The sequence below is a fragment of the Endozoicomonas sp. ALC013 genome, assembly GCF_049310205.1.
Classification (GTDB): domain Bacteria; phylum Pseudomonadota; class Gammaproteobacteria; order Pseudomonadales; family Endozoicomonadaceae; genus Endozoicomonas.
The window spans coordinates 25,286-43,999 of the sequence record NZ_JBLYNS010000027.1; the positions used below are offsets into that span (position 1 = coordinate 25,286).

The window sequence follows — 18,714 nt, forward strand, 5'->3', positions numbered from 1 at the left end:
CAGCCAACCGGCTGCCTGAAGAAGGAAAAATTAAAGGCCTGCCGCCTTGCGAAGCTGTTCCGCTTTATCGGTGCGCTCCCAGGTGAACTCGGCCTCTTCCCGGCCAAAGTGGCCATAGGCTGCCGTGGATTGATAGATTGGACGCTTGAGATCCAGCATCTTCACCAGTCCACCGGCACGCAGATCAAAATATTCACGCACCAGTTCAACAATACGCTGATCGGACACCCTACCGGTGCCAAACGTGTTAATGGAAATCGAGGTAGGCTCAGAAACACCAATGGCGTAGGACACCTGAATCTCACAACGATCCGCCAAACCGGCAGCAACAATGTTCTTGGCAACATAACGGCCGGCGTAGGCGGCAGAACGGTCAACCTTGGATGGATCCTTACCGGAGAAGGCACCACCGCCATGACGGGCCATGCCACCGTAGGTATCAACAATAATCTTGCGTCCGGTCAGACCGCAGTCACCAACAGGCCCGCCAATCACAAATATACCCGTCGGGTTAATGTGGTATTTGGTGTCTTCATGGAGCCAGCCTTCCGGGAATACAGGCTTGATAATCTGCTCCAGCACTTCACGACGAATTTCATCCAGAGAGACATCCGGAGAGTGCTGGGTAGAAAGCACCACAGCATCGACACTCTGCACCTTACCATTCTGGTCGTAACGCATGGTTACCTGACTCTTGGCGTCAGGACGCAACCAGGGTAACACACCATTCTTGCGCAACTGCGCCTGGCGCTTAACCAGCTCATGGGCATAGTACACAGGGGCAGGCATCAGCACCGGTGTTTCATTGGTAGCATATCCAAACATCAGGCCCTGATCACCAGCGCCCTGTTCGTGTTCGTCGGTTTCATCAACACCAACGGCAATGTCCGGAGACTGCTTGCCAATGGCATTCAGAACCGCAACGCACTCACCATCGAAGCCCAGGTCTCCATGGTTATAACCAATGCTGGTGACGACATTACGAACCAGCTCTTCAATATCAACATAGGTGGTGGTGCGTACTTCACCGGCAACAATCACCATGCCGGTTTTCACCATGGTTTCTACCGCAACCCGTGCTTCCGGGTCATCCTTGATGATGGCGTCCAGAATAGCATCAGAAATCTGGTCAGCAATTTTGTCTGGATGCCCTTCAGATACCGACTCCGATGTGAATAGCGAATACTCAGACATAGCCGTTTTACCCTCTTGAAAAAATTGAGTGCGCCTCTTTGATTTCATGAAACCATCTGCTCATAAAATACGTTCAATTGAGGCGTTAACCAGGTCATCGTTTATCCGGCAAGGAAGAAACGTCGGACCTGGATCTGAAAACCATTGCGTAACCCCAGATACTGGGATTCACCGCTGATTAATCCCGCTTTATCCGCCCATTGAGCCAACTCACTGGCACTGAAACCAAGCCACAGATCACCACAGGACTCCCGAACCCAGTCCTGGTCATGATGGCTGAGTTCACTGATAAACAGGCTCCCACCAGGCTTCAATAGCCGGGAAGACCAGTTAAAGATGTCCGCCGGACTGGGAACATGATGCAGCACCATATTGATGACGATACAGTCAAAGGCGCTGGTCATGTTGCTCAGCGACTGGATCTCGCCATGAACAAAAGTGACATTGCCAATGCCTTGCTGTTTGGCCAGCGCCCGGGAGTAACTCAGCATTTTTTCCGAGTTATCCAGTGCGTAAACCAGCTTGAACACAGAGGCGAGTATTGGCAGAAAGTTTCCCTCACCGGGACCAAGCTCCAGGGCCAGGCTCTGTTCAGGAAAGTCGGTAGTCTCAATAAGGTCTGCCACCGTTTCAGCATAGAGCTGGTGCTCGGCAATCAACTCCTGGTGCTGACGGAATTCTTCGCTATTGCGGGCAAAAAATGCCTGGGACAGTTCCGCCCGCTGCAGGCGAATGGCCTGAAGCTGTTCGGCAAGATCTTGAGGTAGCGGTATACCATCCACCGCCTGAAACAATGAGCGGACAACCCCTTCAAGATGACCTGCCGATGTGGGCAGTGCCCGACGGTAGAAAACCGTGTTGCCTTCTTTGCGGGTTGAGACTAACCCGGCCTGAGACAAAACCTTCAAATGATGGCTCATGGCTGGCTGACGCATGGCAAACACACCGCTCAGCTCCAGCACACCGAGAGACTCTGTGCTCAAGACCCTCAGAATCTGTAATCTCAGAACATCGCCACTGGCTTTGCTCACCGTGGCCAGCTGCTCAAAAGCATCCGTCAACACACGTCATCCTTTCCAATCACTTAAGCACAGTAAATCATTGACTCATTTACCGGGATATTCGAAGGGGGAAGTTTAGCAAGAGCCAAAATCTATATCAAAATATTTTTATATACAATCAATAGACACAAGAAATCCAATCTCTGCACTATATTTATCCAGCACTTTCTGTGCCTGAATGACAACAGCCTGCTGAGCATCAGTATCTGGAAGCAATAACGGGAGGTAGGAAACACGCGGTATATGACTAAAAATTCATCCAGAAACGTTGCTGGTAATTCAAATTCGATGCTTTATCTGCAAATTGCCATGCTGTCCTGTTGCACCTTCAACTTTGACATACTCTGGAACCTGAAAGAGTCATTGCTCATAACCCGGCTTGGTGCGGAAGCCATTCCCTTCATCAAGTTGATCGTTGTCATGCCTGTCGCTTTTATTTTTTTAATCACCTACAGCTTTCTGGCTAACCGGCTCAGTAAACGTACCCTGTTTGCCGTTGCATTAATCCCTTTTCTGATCTGGATGCCGTTGTTTTCCATGGTGATCCATCCAAACCTGGAGTCTTTCGCCCCCACCGCAGCGCTTGCCCTGCTGTCCCCACTCATCCATGAAAACCTGCAATTTATTGTCGGCATGGTCTATTACTGGCCCCTGACGCTGTTCTTTGCCGTGGCGGAACTCTGGGGATCGGCGGTGATCTGCACCCTCTTCTGGACAGCCGTCAATGATTTCCACAATGCCCAGAGTGCCACCCGGCAATATCCCCTGATCACCATGATCGGCAGCAGCGCATCCATTATTTCCGGCCCTATGCTTTACTACTGCGTTTCCAGGGGAGTTATGGCCCCGGATTCAGGCTGGCAGGAGAGCCTGGAGATCTTATCACTTCTGTTCGTGCTTTTCGGGCTGTTGATTCTGCTGCTCAATGAATACTGCTACCGCTTAACTTCGAACAACCTCACAGGTAGCGCCAGCGGGAAGACACACACCCCAACCAACCTGCCGTTGCTGGCCAGCGCACGATACCTGTTGCGCTGCCCGTACCTGGCCAGCATTGCGCTGGTTATGCTGGCTTATTGCATCGCCATTAACATGGTTGAGCTGGCCTGGAAAAGCCAGCTGGTGCAGCTGTACCCCTGCGAGGCAGACTACTCGATGTTTATGGGCAAGGTGGCCATGATCAGCGGCATAGGCAGTCTTATCTGTGGTCTGCTAACGCCAACCCTGCTGAAGATCAGCTGGTGGGCAGCGGCTTTCGCAACCCCCATTATTCTGACAGCCACGGCCCTGCCTTTTTTTCTCCTGGCCATGTTTCAGAAATCACAGGTCAGCTTTTTCGGTATTTGTTATATGGATCTGACCATGATCGGCTTGCAGATCGGCATGTACTGCCATGCCCTTGGCAAGTCGGCAAAATATACGCTGTTTGATGCCACCAAAGAGATCACTTTCGTACCTCTTGATGCTGAGCGAAAGTACAAGGGAAAAGCAGCTATTGAGTTAGTGGTGACTCGGGTTGGCAAGTCAGGCAGCTCTTTTTTTCAACAGATTTTAATTACCCTTTTTGGCTCCCTCAGCCTTGCCATGTCCTGGCTGGCAGGGGCTTTTATACTGGCCATTGCCCTGTGGCTGATCGCCATCAAGCATTTGGGCAGACATTACCATGAGCGAACGGAACTCTAGGAGGCTGACCAACTGATGCCCGGATTATGAAGCCTGTCTTTATCTCCAGTGCTTACCGATCAGCATTGCGCCTTCCGGAATATGGCCTGCACAACCAGGCACAGGACACTGAGGATAACCTGCAATGTTCACGCCATTCAGACCCCAGGACCAGATGCCATCCTGGCGGTAGTCATGCATCACTTCCTTTTTACTGACACAGGTATTGGAGTTATTCTGCTGGTCAGCGGCCATCCGGCATTTTGCACAGTATTCGTCGTGCATTTTTCCTTCTGCACCGACAGTTATGGCATTTCTTTTACCGTCAACCTTGATATTGTAATCTGACAGCCCTCTCTGGTTACTCTGTGGCAAGGATTGCTTTGACTCTATCGACATGGCTCTCTTATCGACAGCCTTCTCCTTCTTTGATTCTGGCGTGGTAAAACTATCCCTGGGGAGCGGTTGGGTACCAGTTAAGGGGCTCATAAAGCCTCCGGAATTCAACGTACAAAACACGTACATATGTGACACCACGCACCGATGATAGTTCAACGTTTCAATCACTTCATTAATAGGCCTGCCTTGTTTTCCATCTCACCTGTTGTTTTCAATCTCACAGACAGTAATAGCAGATTATTTCTCTGCATCTAGTCAGTAAACCAATATGGATGAAGAATGCTGCCGGTTTCGCTAAACTAGCGCGCGAATTTAACCAGACTGGATTCCCAGGAGCAAAGATTCCCATGTCCTCACGTCGTGAGCTTGCCAATGCCATTCGCGCCCTCAGCATGGACGCCGTACAAAAAGCCAAATCCGGTCATCCCGGTGCCCCCATGGGGATGGCTGATATTGCTGAAGTGCTGTGGCGCGACTATCTGAATCACAACCCCGCCAATCCAGAGTGGGTGGATCGTGACCGTTTTGTGTTGTCCAATGGCCATGGTTCCATGCTGATCTATTCCCTGCTGCACCTGACCGGGTACGATCTGGGCACTGATGACCTGAAAAACTTCCGTCAGCTGCACTCCAAAACGGCAGGCCATCCCGAGTATGGTTATGCACCGGGCATTGAAACCACCACCGGTCCCCTGGGCCAGGGCATCGCCAATGCCGTTGGTATGGCCGCCGCCGAGAAGGCACTGGCCGCTCAGTTCAACAAGCCTGGGCACGATATTGTTGACCACCATACCTACGTCTTTATGGGTGATGGCTGCATGATGGAGGGTATCTCCCATGAAGTTTGCTCCCTGGCGGGCACCCTGGGCCTGGGCAAACTGGTGGCATTTTACGATGACAACGGCATCTCCATTGATGGTGAAGTGGAAGGCTGGTTCACCGACGACACCGTCAAGCGCTTTGAAGCTTACAACTGGCATGTCATTCCGGCGGTTGACGGTCACGACCCTGAAGCGATCAAAGCCGCCATTGAAGCCGCCCGCGCCGAACAGGACAAACCCACGCTGATCTGCTGTAAAACCATTATCGGCTTTGGTTCACCCAACAAAGCCGGTAAAGAGGAGTGCCACGGCGCGCCGTTAGGCGATGATGAAATCAAGCTGACCCGCGAGCGTCTCGGCTGGCAGCATGCACCGTTTGAAGTGCCTGCTGACATCTACAACCAGTGGAATGCCACAGCAGCCGGTGCCGCCAAAGAAACCGCCTGGAATGAAAAGTTCGCAGCCTATCAGGCCGAATACCCGGAGCTTGCGGCAGAATTTACCCGTCGCCAGAAAGGTGATCTGCCCGCTGACTTTGCCGAAAAGGCATCGGCTTATATCAAGTCCTGCCAACAGGAAGGTGAAAAGATCGCCAGCCGTAAGGCCTCCCAGAACACCCTGAACGCTTACGGTCCGATCCTCCCGGAACTGCTTGGTGGTTCGGCAGACCTGGCGGGCTCCAACCTGACCCTGTGGAGCGGCTCCAAAGGCATCAAGCGTGACGATGCTGATGGCAACTACCTGTTTTACGGCGTCCGTGAATTCGGCATGACCGCCATGATGAGCGGTATTGCCCTGCACGGTGGTTTCATTCCTTACGGCGCAACCTTCCTGGTCTTTATGGAATACGCCTGCAACGCCGTCCGTATGGCCGCGCTGATGAAACAGCGCTCAATCCTGGTCTACACCCACGACTCCATCGGCCTGGGTGAAGATGGTCCAACCCACCAGCCTATCGAGCAAATCGCCAGCCTGCGCATGACACCGAACATGAATGCATGGCGTCCATGTGACACGGTAGAATCTGCCGTCGCCTGGAAACATGCCATCGAACGTGTTGATGGCCCCAGTGCCCTGATCTTCTCCCGCCAGGGCCTGCCATGCATGGCCAGAACCGATGAACAGATTGCCCGGGTTGAACGGGGTGGTTACATCCTGAAAGAGTGTGAAGGTACGCCTGAGCTGATTCTGATAGCTACCGGCTCAGAAGTAGAACTGGCTATGAACGCCGAGGCGGCTCTCTCTGCCCAGGGACATAAAGTACGTGTGGTCTCCATGCCATCCACGGATGTGTTTGATGTCCAGGATGCTGAGTACAAACAGTCCGTTCTGCCCCTGGAAGTGCCTGCCCGTATTGCAATTGAAGCCGCTGCTGCTGACTTCTGGTACAAGTACGTTGGCCTGGATGGGCGCATTATTGGCATGACCTCCTACGGTGAGTCCGCTCCGGCAGAAGACCTGTTCCCATACTTTGGCTTTACTGTTGACAATATCGTGGCAATTGCCGAAGAACTGCTCGGTTAAATCCATTCAGCCATCCCGGTAAAGGGATGGCTGTCCTCTCATCGTTGAAAACGACCATCTGCACTATTGGCCTTTTTTTCCTCACTATCCCAACTTGCCATCCAATATCCATGCAGGTTTAATTCAGCTTTTTTAAAATAAAACATTTCAATCTGACAATGTCGTCTTATTTCCCCTGGGTGGGCCTTGCGGCAACAGGGAATAACCAAAGTTCATACCCGTGAACAACCGTTTCCCCATCAGGCCCGCTGCCAATCATTTGGCTATTGGTCCAATATTCAACAGATTCATCGGCATACAACGAGTATTTGCGGTTCTTTTTATTTATCGACAGGATTGGCAACAATGCACTGCGAAGATACCTATCAGGAAACACTGTATTCAGGCTATGGACAGAATTTTTCGATTGACCGGCTGCTGTTTGAAGATCACACCGAACACCAGCATCTGATCATCTTTGAAAACCGGTTCTTTGGCCGCATCATGGCCCTGGACGGCGTGATTCAAACCACCGAAAAAGACGAGTTTATCTACCATGAAATGCTGACCCATGTGCCCATCCTGGCCCATGGCAAGGTAAAGCGCGTACTGATTATTGGCGGTGGCGATGGCGGTATGCTCAGGGAAGTACTCCGGCATCAATCCATTGAACAGGTCACCATGGTGGAAATTGACCGGGCTGTGGTCGATCTCTGCCGCCAGTGGCTGCCGAACCATTGTGCCGGGGCCTATGATGACCCGAGAGTTAACCTGGTGATTGAGGATGGCGTCCGGTTCGTCAACAACCACGGGATCGCCGACCATAGCTTCGATGTTATTATCTCTGACTGCACCGACCCTATCGGTCCGGGGGAAGTCTTGTTCTCCTCTGAATTTTACCGGGGATGCAAACGACTGCTGACTGATAAAGGCATTTTCGTTGCCCAAAACGGGGTACCGTTTATGCAGTTGAATGAGGTAACAACCACCGCCCATCGCCTGGCCAGCTATGTATCGGACCTGCATTTTTACAGCGCCGCCGTTCCCACCTACGCCTGTGGCATCATGACCTTTGCCTGGGGCACCGATGACCTTAAAGCCCGCCATATCCCCCTGGTCGAACTCGAAGCAAGGTTTGCCCTCAGCGGTATTACCACGCGCTACTATACTCCATCGGTCCATCAGGCAGCTTTCGCCCTGCCCCGTTACATTGAAACAGCTATTTCAGAAGCAATGGCGTAAAGCAGTAAGGCAGCCTCCCGGGGGTTAAGGCAGGTAATGGCGAAAAAAACAGAGTTAACGAACACAACACCAGCCGGGAGCAGCGATGGGACTGAAGCGTTAACCGCCAGAGATCCGCAATATTCTGGCAATAAGGATCGCGACGGGTGGAACCTTGATCAAGCACGCTCCACCTATAACATCCGTTTCTGGAGCCAGAATCATTTTGATTTGAACGATCAGGGTCATGTCACGGTCAATATCAAAGGCATACCACCGGTTGAACTGAGTACCATTGCCAGCCAGCTGAACCGTCAGGGCGTATCCCTGCCGGTACTGGTGCGTTTTCCGCAGATTATCCATCAGCGTCTGGATAATCTGTGCCACGCCTTTAACCGGGCCATCCGTGATTACGGTTACAACCATCGATACCTGGCCGTTTACCCGGTCAAGGTCAACCAGCAGCGGACGGTGGTGGAAGATATTTTGAACAGTCAGTCCTCCGGCAAACAGCCACAGCTGGGCCTGGAATCGGGTAGCAAACCGGAACTGCTGGCAGTTCTGGCCCTGGCCAAACGGGCCAGCTCAGTGATTATCTGTAACGGCTACAAAGACCGGGAGTATATTCGCCTGGCCCTGATCGGGGAAAAGCTGGGTCATCAGGTTTTTATTGTTCTGGAAAAGCTCACCGAACTGGACATGGTACTCAGCGAAGCGGCCAGCCTGGGTGTTCAGCCCCGTCTGGGCCTTCGGGTACGTCTGGCTTTTCAGGGCAAAGGCAAGTGGCAGGCCAGTGGTGGGGAAAAATCCAAGTTCGGTCTTTGCGCCAGCCAGGTACTCCATGCGGTGGAACGGTTAAAGCAGGCCCGGCAACAGGAGTCTTTGCAGCTCCTGCACTTCCACCTGGGTTCCCAGATCGCCAATATCGAGGATGTGCGCAAGGGCGTCAGTGAATGTGGCCGCCTTTATGCCCAGTTGCACCGTATGGGCTTGCCGATCCGGTTTGTTGATGTGGGCGGCGGCCTGGCGGTGGATTACGAAGGTTCTCGCAGTCAGAGTTCCTGCTCCATGAACTACAGCCTGCAGGAGTACGCCAACAATATCGTCTTCACCCTGGGCGATATCTGCCAGCAGTACGACCTGCCGGTTCCGGGTATTATTTCCGAGTCGGGCCGACACCTGGTGGCACACCATGCAGTCCTGATTACCGATATCCTGGGGGTGGAAAGCTATGAACCGGCAGTACTGACACCACCCACCGCAGATGCCCCCCTTCTGCTGCATAATATGTGGAGTTCCTGGCAAGACCTGAGTCATAGCCGGGGTGAACGCACCCTGACCGAGATTTATCACAACAGCCAGGCTGACCTGGCAGAAGTCCACACCCAGTTTGCCATGGGACTGTTGGGGCTTGAGCACCGGGCCTGGGCAGAAAACACCAGCCTGCGACTCTGCCATGAACTGAAGGCCCGGCTCTCCCCCCACATCCGGGCCCATCGCCCGCTGATTGATGAACTCAGTGACAAACTGGCGGACAAATTCTATGTGAACTTCTCCCTGTTTCAATCCCTGCCCGATGCCTGGGGTATTGATCAGATCTTTCCGGTCATGCCCCTGTCCGGTCTGGATCGCCCGCCAAGCCGCCGGGCAGTAATGCTGGATATCACCTGTGACTCCGACGGCGTCATTAATCAGTACGTAGACGGCCAGGGCATAGAAACCACCCTGCCAGTGCCTCAATGGCAGCCGGAAAACCCGTTCCTGATCGGTATTTTCATGGTGGGTGCCTACCAGGAAATTCTGGGGAATATGCATAACCTGTTCGGGGATACCGATGTGGCCTCGGTCCACATCAATGGGCAGGGAGAAGTGGAAGTCACCGGTTACCAGGCGGGCGATACCGTGGAAAAGGTGATGCGTTATGTCAACCTGCAGCCGGAAAGCTTTCTTCGCACCTACCGGCAGCTGGTCAGGGAAAACCTGCCACCAGGACAACAGCGGGCCATACTGGCGGAACTGGAATCAGGGCTCCGGGGCTACACCTACCTGGAGTTTATTGGAGGGAGCCTGCCGTGATGTTTTTTGAAGGCTCAGAAAAAAAAATAGAGATCGTCACCAGCCCGGAATGGATTTCCCTGAGGACCCTGGGCAGAAGCTTCTGGGCACAGATGGTGGCCAGAGCCCGGGCCGACATCCTGGCCATTCTCAGCAACGAACACTGTGACGCTTATCTATTGTCGGAGTCCAGCCTGTTTGTCTGGCATGATCGGTTTCTGATGCTTACCTGTGGCACTACTACTTTGGTGGATGCTGCCCTCTACTTTTTTGAACAGACCCCTCTGGAGCATATCCGCTGCGCCCGATTCCAGCGCAAAAATGAGTACCAGCCCCATCTTCAGATGACGTCCTTTATGGACGACGTTGACCGACTGAGCCAGCGTGTGCCCGGCTGTGCCTTTCGTCTGGGCTATCCGGATGGCCATCATAGCTTTGTATTCCATCTGGACAAGCCCTATGGACCAGCGCTTGATGACACCACCAGCGAACTGCTGATGTACCATATCCGGGGGGAGAATGCTGACAGCCTGCGCTGTGAGCACCAGACGATTAAAGACATCCGTCGTTTGCTTAAACTGAACAGGCTGTTTCCGGACTTTGCCCTGAGCGACTGGCTGTTTACCCCCTGTGGTTACTCCCTGAATGCGATTCGGGGTAACCGCTATGCCACCATCCATATCACACCGCATAAAAACAGCTCATACGTCAGTTTTGCCACCAACCTTGATCTGGCCAACTCACCGATTGTCACCATACTGCTGAAACAGCTGAACCCTGGCTGCTGGGATCTGATCGGTTTTAATGCCCGGCGACCAGAAGAGTTACTGGCGGAAAATACGCCATACCAATGTCTTGCAACCGGTGAAATCCAATTAAGCTGCGGCTATCGCATGAGCTTCAATCACTTCCAGCACCCGAATCACAGGAACGTGGCGGCAGAAAAATTATCACCAGAGAAGCGACCGGCAGTAAATGCATGGTAAGTACTATTTATACAAGTGTACTTTTCTATTTATCGCTTAATGCTTTTATGAAAGAATTATTTATAGCCGTATAAACTATAAATTGATGCCGTTACCTGTCCGTTACCAACCATTGCTTTAGCGGACAAGACGTTCCCTCATAAACAATAAACCAGTGTCGTGCATTTCTCAAAGTGCTACAGCGGTTCGGCTGTTAAGTCAGACAATTTTTATATAAATGCAGCCACCGCCATTTCGGGACAAAAACCTCTTGAAACCCAAACTCCCGGCTGCCCGAAAATATGAGCCTGAAAAATGACAACGTCAACTCATCTGGTAACAACAGAGAACCGGGGCGAGCGCTTGTTCCTGATTCTGACCCTGGGGGCGCTAACAGCACTTGGGCCGTTGGCCATTGACCTCTACCTGCCCGCCATGCCCACCATCGCAAAGAGCATGGGGGAGCCATTAAGCCGGATACAGTACACGCTGAGTGCCTATACCATTGGCTTTGCCATAAGCCAGCTGGTGTATGGCCCGTTATCGGACCGGTTCGGCCGGAGAACGGTCATGTTCCCGGGCATCATCTTCTATATCCTGACCAATATTCTGGCCGCCCTGTGTACCAGCGCCACCCAGCTGATTATTGTCCGGGTACTGCAGGCGATGGCCGGAGCGGCCATTATGGTGACGATTCCGGCCATGATCCGGGATCTGTTCCCCAGGGAACAGGTAGCCAAAGCACTGTCCTCCATTCTCATGGTCATGACCGTGGCACCCTTGGCTGCGCCACTGTTGGGCGGGCAGATTCTCAAGTTCTTTGGCTGGCAGAGCCTGTTTATCTTTCTGGCGATAACCGCCTGCCTGTCATTAATTCTGGCCTTTTTCCGGGTTAAGGAGACATTGCCAGCTGAAGACCGGCTTATGGTGTCGCCAGTACAACTGGCACTGAACTACGCCAACATCCTGAAAAACCGGGAAGCCATTGGCTGTATTCTCTGCCATGCTTTTTTCTTTGGTGGCATGTTTGCGTTTATTTCCGGCTCTCCCTTCGTCTACATTGAGCTGTTTGGCATCCCCGCTGAACAGTATGGGCTGTTCTTTGCCATTAACATCCTGGCCATGGGGATCACCAATATGGTGAATATCCGCCTGGTTGAGCAGTTCAAACTGTTTACGATTCTGCGCTCAGGCAGCCTGATCGCAGCGGTCTCTGCACTTTTGCTCCTGCTAAACACGGTTACCGGCTTTGGCAGCCTGCCCGGACTGATGATCCCGATTGCCTGCTATATCGCCTGTATTGGCTTGACGGGTCCTAACTCCAACGCCCTGGCCCTGGCCCACTTCCCCAAATCGGCAGGAACAGCAAATGCCCTGGCAGGCGCACTGCGTTTTACCATGGGGGGGATTGCCTCTGCTTTGGTTGGTTACCTGCATGATGGAACAGCCATTCCCATGGCAGCGGTGATGGCTGGTTGCGGAATACTCTCTATCGCTTCACTGTCGTTGGTAAAGAAAGAAGGAGAAATAGAAGCGCCTGTAACGGTAGGTTAAGGCTGTCCGAAAATTGTCCCTGAACTTTATCTGGTTCAGGGACGCTGAAATAGCCCACTCACTCACATTTACGGTGTGGTTTGTGCAAAAATATTTCTACATTTCTGAACAGCTTTAGCTGCTTTTGACATCTTGCGTTGCAGTTTTTCATCCGCCCGGATCAGTCCAGCAATGGCACTTTTGTCAATGCGGGATAACAGCGAATCAAAAGCATCCAGATGCTCCTTCATTATTGCTCTCTCAATATCTGAAACCGGATCTGGTACGCGAATTGACCTGTCTGGTAGAACAAAGGATTTCAGGTTATGTTTAATGTTATCGAGATCCGCCATTAGTTTAAGAGTGTGATCCTGTTGCACCTTAGTCACATCCTTCAGCTGTTGATACTCCCTTTCTAACAACGCAATCTTTTCAGATTTATCAATACGCTGGTGACCATTAATAATCGATTGGTCTACGCGTAAAAGTTGTGCCAATTCCAGAAAGAGCTTGTCATCAAATGGTTCTTTAGTTTTTAGAATATCCAATTGTTTCCTGGGATTAAACAGGTCGGGAGCGTTTGTTAAGCAATGGATAAATAGGTGATTAAGAACAATACCAACTTTTCCTTGCCCGCGGCACAATTCGAGCTTACACGTCTCCAGATCAGCTAAACCCGGTCTAACCGGTGTCGGCGCGCCCCTGTAAACCGAGCTTGTCGTATAATTGGCAGGAGTATGGGTCTTGTGGGTGGCCAACTGACTGAGCGGTTCTGACTGATCTGTGCTACACAGTTCGACTGCGCCTGTATCATCAGGATCATCTGACAATGACTGCAGGCTTGCCCCTGATGGATCCACGTTATGGTGACTATTGCCAAACAGCAGGGATAATCCGGACACCGCGAAAATCGCGCCACATACCGCAGCCAGAACATAGAAGCCAGTGGACAGGGCAGCCACAGCGGCTACTCCCGAGACAAAACAGGTCACTGCTTTAAGTGCTTTAATAGCGCGACCAAGCCAGCGGCCAGAACCAGTAGATGCCGGATCATCTTGAGCAGATCCCAAGCTATTTGGGGGGGGCATCGGGGCTTCAGAGATCATAAATTATATTCCTTTAGAATGCCCTAATTAGAGTGTGCAGCTGTTAAAAAGTTTTATTTATGAAAAAAAATAATTGCTGCTGGAACAAGCCCCGGCTGGAGGAATGCCTGGGAGGCTGTCCGAGAATTGGTCCCTGAACTTTCTCTGGTTCAGGGATACTGAAATAGACCACTCACGACCATTTACGGTGTGGTTTGTGAAGAATATTTCTACATTTCTGGACAGCTTCAGCTGCTTTTGACATCCTGCGTTTCAGTTTTTCATCAGCCCGGATCAGTTCAGCAATGGCACTTTTGTCAATGCGGGATAATAGCGCATCAAAAGCATCCACATGCTCCTTCATTGTTGCTATATCAATATCTGAAACCGCATCAGATTCGCTAATTAAACTGTCTGGTAGAACAAAGGCATGCAGGTTCTGATTAATGTTCTCGAAATCCTCCTTTAGTTTACAAATACTATTCCGTTGCAACTCAGGCACTTCCGCCAGCTGTTTATACGCCCTTTCTAACAACGCAATCTTTTCAGATTTATCAATACGCTGGTGACCATTAATAATCGATTGCTCTACGCGTAAAATTTGTGCCAATTCCAGAAAGAGCTTGTCATCAAATGGTTCTTTAACTTTTAGAATATCCAATTGTTCCCTGGGATGAGTCAGATCGCGACAGTCTTTTAAGCAATGGTAAAATATGAGACTAAGAACTGTATTAACTTCTGCTTGCCCGAGGCGCAATTTAATCTTACACATCTCCAGGTCAGCTAAACCCGGTTTATAGCGATTACCGGGGATTTCATTGCCCCTCTCTGACCTCGTTGTATTAACCGGATCCGAAGGGTTCCGGTAAAACATCTCCTCTCTGAAATGACCAGAGACACTTTCGTAAGTAGAGTTACGTGTTATCGGGCAAGTACCAATATAGCCGAGAACTTCTTCTTTATCACCATCATCTGTCGGTGATTGTGAATCGGACTCTGAAGCATCCTCAGCTTGAATAATATTATCAAACAGCGAGGGTATTGCTGGCACAACGAAAACTGCCCCCAATAACGTTGCCACAAGATAAACGCCTGTAGCCAGAATCACGACAGGCAAAGCGACTACCCCCGAGACAAAAAGACCCACTGCCTTAAGTACCTTGATCGCTCGCCCCTTCCAAGAGCCAGAATCAGGAGATGCCGGATCATTTTGAGCAGCTCCCAAGCTATTTGGCGGGGTTGCAGGGTTTCCAGAGATCATAAAATATTCCTTTATTGCATTAGAATTTCCTTATTAGAGTGTGCAGCTGTTAAAAAGTTTCATTTATGAAAAAAATAATTGTTTACCTGAACAGCCCCGATTGGAGGAATACCAAGGGATTAACCACATTGGTGTATTTTTCGGTATAGAACGGCCTTCCCCATGAAAGCCGTGATTTTTGTTCAAACAGGCTATTTCAGGATCCCAGAAATAGCCCACTTCATTAATATTTACGATCAGTCCCGTTTAAAATATTTCGACATTTCTTAATCACTGCATCCGCTTCTGACAACCGTCTCTGCAAAAAACCATCGGAGTCGATAAAGCAACCAGGCGGCGAGCACTTTCTAATTTCGGCCAACAGTGTATCCAGAGCATCCAAGTGACAATTCATTTGTGCCACTTCATTTTCTGGGACCGGATCGGGTATGGAAATAATCCTGCGTACCAGGGAATAGCGTTTCAGGTCTTTTTCAAGGTTTTCCAGATTGACCATGTGAGTGTTAGCATGCTGCAACTGCGCTTGTAATCCTTCCTCCTGCTGTTCAACCAGTTTCTCCAGCAACTCAATCTTGACAGCCTTATCCGTTTGCTGGTGACTATCAATAACCGATTTCTCTACTTTTAAATTTTTTGCCAGAAGCAGAAATAAATTTTCATCAAATGGTTCACTGGCCCTGAGATCACCTATTCGTTGCCTGTAATCAGAACCACTGAGCCCTGTCAAGCTATTCATCCTCATGGCCTCAAGAACAAATCGGACATTTCTGATCACATCGTTCAGCTCACTGCCACACCTTAACAGTTCAGTTGTGGACAGCAGGCCCATGCCATTATTGGTGCTGACATTAACCGTCGGCGGATTCACTGGCTGCAACGGTGCCGACGAGCCCCCGTAAACCGGGTTTGTCAAAGGATCGGCAGGAGTATGCGTCTTGTGGGTGGCCACCTGACTGACCGGTTCTGACTGGTCAGTGCTACACAGTTCAACCTGACTGACCGGTTCTGACTGATCAGTGCTACACAGTTCGACCGCGCCTGAATCATCAGGATCATCTGACGGTGACTGTGGGCTTGCCCCTGATGGTTCCACATCATTATGACTTTTGCCAAACAGCAGGGATAACCCGGATACAGCGAAAATCGCCCCGCATACCGCAGCCACAACATAAAAACCAGTAGCCAGGGCAGCCACAGCGGCAACTCCCGAGACAAAACAAGTCACCCCTTTAAGAACCTTAATAGTGCGACCAAGCCAGCTGCCAGAACCAGTAGATGCCGGATCATTTTGAGCAGCTCCCAAGCTATTTTGGGGGGTTATCGGGGCTCCAGAGATCATAAAGTATATTCCTTTATTGTCTTAGAATTCCCTTTTTAGAGTGCGCACCTGTTAAAAAGTTTCATTTATGAAAAAAATAAATATTACTGCAACAAGCCCCGGTTGGAGGAATACCAGGGGATTGACCACATGTGATATTTTTCGGTATGGCACACCCTTCCCCATGGCAGCCGTGATTTTTGTTCAAACAGGCTATTTCAGGGTTCCTGAAATGGCCCGCTTCAATAATATTTACGATCAGTCCCATTTAAAATATTTCGACATTTTTTAATCGCTGCATCCGCTTCTGACAACCGTTCATGCAATGAGTCATCAGCGTCGATAAGGTCAGCAAGCGAGCGCTTTCTAATGTTGGCCAACACTGAATCCAGGGCATCCACATGACGCTTCATATGTGACACGTTACTTTCTGGTACCGGATCAGGTATTGAACTAATGTTGAGTAACGGGGAGTGGCGTTGCAGGTCTTCTTTAAGGTTTTCCAGATTGACCATTTGAGTTTTAACATGCCCCAGCTGCACTTTGGGCACATCCTTCTGCTGTTCAACCAGTTTCTCCAGCAAATCAATCTTGACCGCCTTATCCAGTTGCTGGTGACCATCAATAACCGATTTATCCGCCTTTAAACGTTTTGCCATAAGCAAAAATAAATTTTCATCAAATGGTTCATCAGTTCTAAGAGTATCTATGTGCTTCCTGTAAAGTGACGGGCTGTCGGCTGATAAACTATACAGCCTCATGGCATCAAGAGCCACATGGACATTTCTGATCCCATCGTCCAGTGTACTGTGACACCTCAGCAGTTCAGCCTTGGGCAGGAGGCCCCTGCCATTACTGGTACTGACATTAACCGTCGGCGGACTCATTGTCTTCACCGGTGTCGACGCGCCCCTGTAAACAGTGCTTGTCGTATAATCGGACGGAGTATGGGTCTTGCGGGTGACCACCTGACTGACCGGTTCTGACTGATCAGTGCTACACAGTTCGACTGCGCCTGTATCATCAGGATCATCTGACAGCGACTGTAGGCTTTCCCCTGATGGTTCCATGTTATTATGACTATTGCCAAACAGCAGGGATAATCCGGACACCGCGAAAATCGCCCCGCATACCGCAGCCGCAATATAGAAGCCAGTGGACAGGGCAACCACAGCAGCTACTCCCGAGACAAAACAGGTCACCGCTTTAAGTACGTTAATAGCGCGCCCCAGCCAGCTGCCAGAACCAGTAGATGCCGGATCATCTTGAGCAGTGCCCAAGCCATTTTGAGCCGGTATTGGGTTACCGGAGATCATAAGATATATTCCTTAATTCTATTAATAATGCCCCCTTAGATTGAGTGAATGTTTAAAAGTTTCATTTATAAAAAAAAGAATAATTGTTTGCTGAAACTTGGGGCAGGCGCTCAGAGACTGGTCACATTCCTGATATTTTCCGGTACAATGCCCAGCGCTAACAACCGCTGGAAACAAACAAACGATGACATACAGGGTGGCCATTAACGGGTATGGGCGAATCGGCCAGTGCGTGCTGCGTGCACTCTATGAAAATGGCTTTCGTGATCATCCTGTGCATGGTATGGAAGTGGTCGCCATCAATGAGCTGGCCAATATTGACACGCTGACCTACCTGACCCGCTATGATACAACCCATGGCCGTTTTCCGGGCCGGGTGTTGGCAGACGATAGCCACCTGTTTATCGGCGATGACCGCATTCGGGTGTTTAACCAGCCAGATCCACAGGAAATCAACTGGCAAGACCTGAACATCGACCTGCTACTGGAATGCTCAGGCTCGTTTAATGATCGGGCTACCGCAAATCTTCATATTGAACGGGGAGCTTCCCGTCTGCTCTTTTCCCAGCCAGCAAAACCGGACGTGGATGCAACCATCGTTTACGGTATCAATGAACAGCAGTTAAACGCCAGGCACTGTATTGTTTCCAGTGCATCCTGTACCACTAACTGCATTGTGCCTGTGCTCAAAACGTTAAACGACGCCCTCGGGATTGACTATGGCTCCATGACCACCATCCATTCCGCCATGAATGATCAACCGGTTATTGATGCCTATCATCAAAACGACCTGCGTCTGACCCGCAGCGCCCTGCACTCCATCATCCCGGTTGATACAGGCCTTGCCAAAGGCATTAACCGTTTGCTGCCTGAACTCAGGGGGCGATTTACAGCCAGTGCCGTGCGGGTTCCCACCATTAATGTTTCCTGTATTGACCTGACAGTTCAGGTCAGCAGAAACACCTCAGCAGCAGAAATCAATCATATTCTGGAACAGGCCACCTCTGGTCGTCTTGAAGGGATACTGGGTATGACCAACGAGCCCCACGCCTCAGTGGATTTTAACCATGATGCCCGCTCTTGCATCGTTGATGGTACACAAACCCAGGTTTCTGCCAATCGTCTGGTCAGGCTACTATGCTGGTTTGACAATGAATGGGGCTTTGCCAATCGGATGCTGGATGTTGCGGGTTACTGGCTAGGAGCCTGTCGGACTTAAGACTGTCCTACGCGGCAACTGCTCCTGCGTTGCTCTAACTCCTGCATCCATGCAGTCGTGCGGTTGCGATAAATTGGTCTAAAAATTCCTGCTTCTTCGTC

The 18,714-nt window shown here is 50.7% G+C and carries 14 protein-coding genes; 7 read left to right on the top strand and 7 right to left on the bottom strand.

The window, feature by feature from the left end; translation table 11 throughout:
- Positions 1-30: 30 nt before the first annotated feature.
- Both metK and ACO6V1_RS07575 read right to left on the bottom strand, forming a co-directional pair.
- Entirely contained in the window at positions 31-1,194 is a 1,164-nt protein-coding gene (gene metK, locus ACO6V1_RS07570) for a methionine adenosyltransferase (protein WP_422466380.1), read from the bottom strand.
- A gap of 101 nt (positions 1,195-1,295) precedes the next feature.
- Complete coding sequence (locus ACO6V1_RS07575; protein WP_422466382.1) at positions 1,296-2,255, bottom strand: ArsR/SmtB family transcription factor; 960 nt, start codon at positions 2,253-2,255, stop codon at positions 1,296-1,298.
- A gap of 288 nt (positions 2,256-2,543) precedes the next feature.
- Here ACO6V1_RS07575 and ACO6V1_RS07580 point away from each other — a divergent pair, with 288 nt between their 5' ends.
- Positions 2,544-3,938, top strand: a complete 1,395-nt coding sequence (locus tag ACO6V1_RS07580) for an Npt1/Npt2 family nucleotide transporter (RefSeq protein ID WP_422461013.1) — start codon at positions 2,544-2,546, stop codon at positions 3,936-3,938.
- 39 nt (positions 3,939-3,977) lie between these two features.
- Here the strand turns inward: ACO6V1_RS07580 and ACO6V1_RS07585 are convergent, their stop codons facing one another.
- Positions 3,978-4,406, bottom strand: a complete 429-nt coding sequence (locus ACO6V1_RS07585) for a hypothetical protein (protein ID WP_422449671.1) — start codon at positions 4,404-4,406, stop codon at positions 3,978-3,980.
- Positions 4,407-4,663: 257 nt separating this feature from the next.
- On the opposite strand from ACO6V1_RS07585, the gene tkt reads away from it, so the two are divergent.
- The 5 genes from tkt to ACO6V1_RS07610 all read left to right on the top strand — a co-directional run bounded on the left by tkt (position 4,664) and on the right by ACO6V1_RS07610 (position 12,435).
- A complete protein-coding gene (tkt, locus tag ACO6V1_RS07590; protein WP_422466384.1) occupies positions 4,664-6,661 on the top strand; it encodes a transketolase in 1,998 nt (665 codons plus the stop codon).
- 345 nt (positions 6,662-7,006) lie between these two features.
- Positions 7,007-7,882: a polyamine aminopropyltransferase gene (speE, locus tag ACO6V1_RS07595; RefSeq protein WP_422449669.1), complete on the top strand. Its 876-nt coding sequence runs from the start codon at positions 7,007-7,009 to the stop codon at positions 7,880-7,882.
- A gap of 36 nt (positions 7,883-7,918) precedes the next feature.
- Entirely contained in the window at positions 7,919-9,937 is a 2,019-nt protein-coding gene (gene speA / locus ACO6V1_RS07600) for a biosynthetic arginine decarboxylase (RefSeq protein WP_422466385.1), read from the top strand.
- Positions 9,937-10,902: an adenosylmethionine decarboxylase gene (locus ACO6V1_RS07605; protein WP_422461055.1), complete on the top strand. Its 966-nt coding sequence runs from the start codon at positions 9,937-9,939 to the stop codon at positions 10,900-10,902. Before speA ends, ACO6V1_RS07605 begins: the two co-directional genes overlap by 1 nt.
- 294 nt (positions 10,903-11,196) lie before the next feature.
- Positions 11,197-12,435 carry a Bcr/CflA family multidrug efflux MFS transporter gene (locus tag ACO6V1_RS07610; RefSeq protein WP_422466387.1) on the top strand — a complete coding sequence of 413 codons (1,239 nt, stop codon included), beginning with the start codon at positions 11,197-11,199 and terminating at the stop codon, positions 12,433-12,435.
- A gap of 68 nt (positions 12,436-12,503) precedes the next feature.
- Here ACO6V1_RS07610 and ACO6V1_RS07615 read toward each other — a convergent pair whose 3' ends face one another.
- The 4 genes from ACO6V1_RS07615 to ACO6V1_RS07630 all read right to left on the bottom strand — a co-directional run bounded on the left by ACO6V1_RS07615 (position 12,504) and on the right by ACO6V1_RS07630 (position 17,394).
- A complete protein-coding gene (locus ACO6V1_RS07615; RefSeq protein WP_422449666.1) occupies positions 12,504-13,520 on the bottom strand; it encodes a hypothetical protein in 1,017 nt (338 codons plus the stop codon).
- Between the two features lie 172 nt (positions 13,521-13,692).
- Positions 13,693-14,760 (bottom strand): hypothetical protein, encoded by a 1,068-nt coding sequence (locus tag ACO6V1_RS07620; protein WP_422466389.1) that lies wholly within the window; start codon positions 14,758-14,760, stop codon positions 13,693-13,695.
- Between the two features lie 223 nt (positions 14,761-14,983).
- Complete coding sequence (locus tag ACO6V1_RS07625) at positions 14,984-16,099, bottom strand: hypothetical protein (protein ID WP_422449664.1); 1,116 nt, start codon at positions 16,097-16,099, stop codon at positions 14,984-14,986.
- 221 nt (positions 16,100-16,320) lie between these two features.
- Positions 16,321-17,394, bottom strand: coding sequence for a hypothetical protein (locus ACO6V1_RS07630; protein ID WP_422466391.1), 1,074 nt, complete (start codon positions 17,392-17,394; stop codon positions 16,321-16,323).
- 184 nt (positions 17,395-17,578) lie between these two features.
- Here ACO6V1_RS07630 and ACO6V1_RS07635 point away from each other — a divergent pair, with 184 nt between their 5' ends.
- Entirely contained in the window at positions 17,579-18,613 is a 1,035-nt protein-coding gene (locus ACO6V1_RS07635) for a type I glyceraldehyde-3-phosphate dehydrogenase (protein ID WP_422466393.1), read from the top strand.
- Positions 18,614-18,714 lie beyond the last annotated feature (101 nt).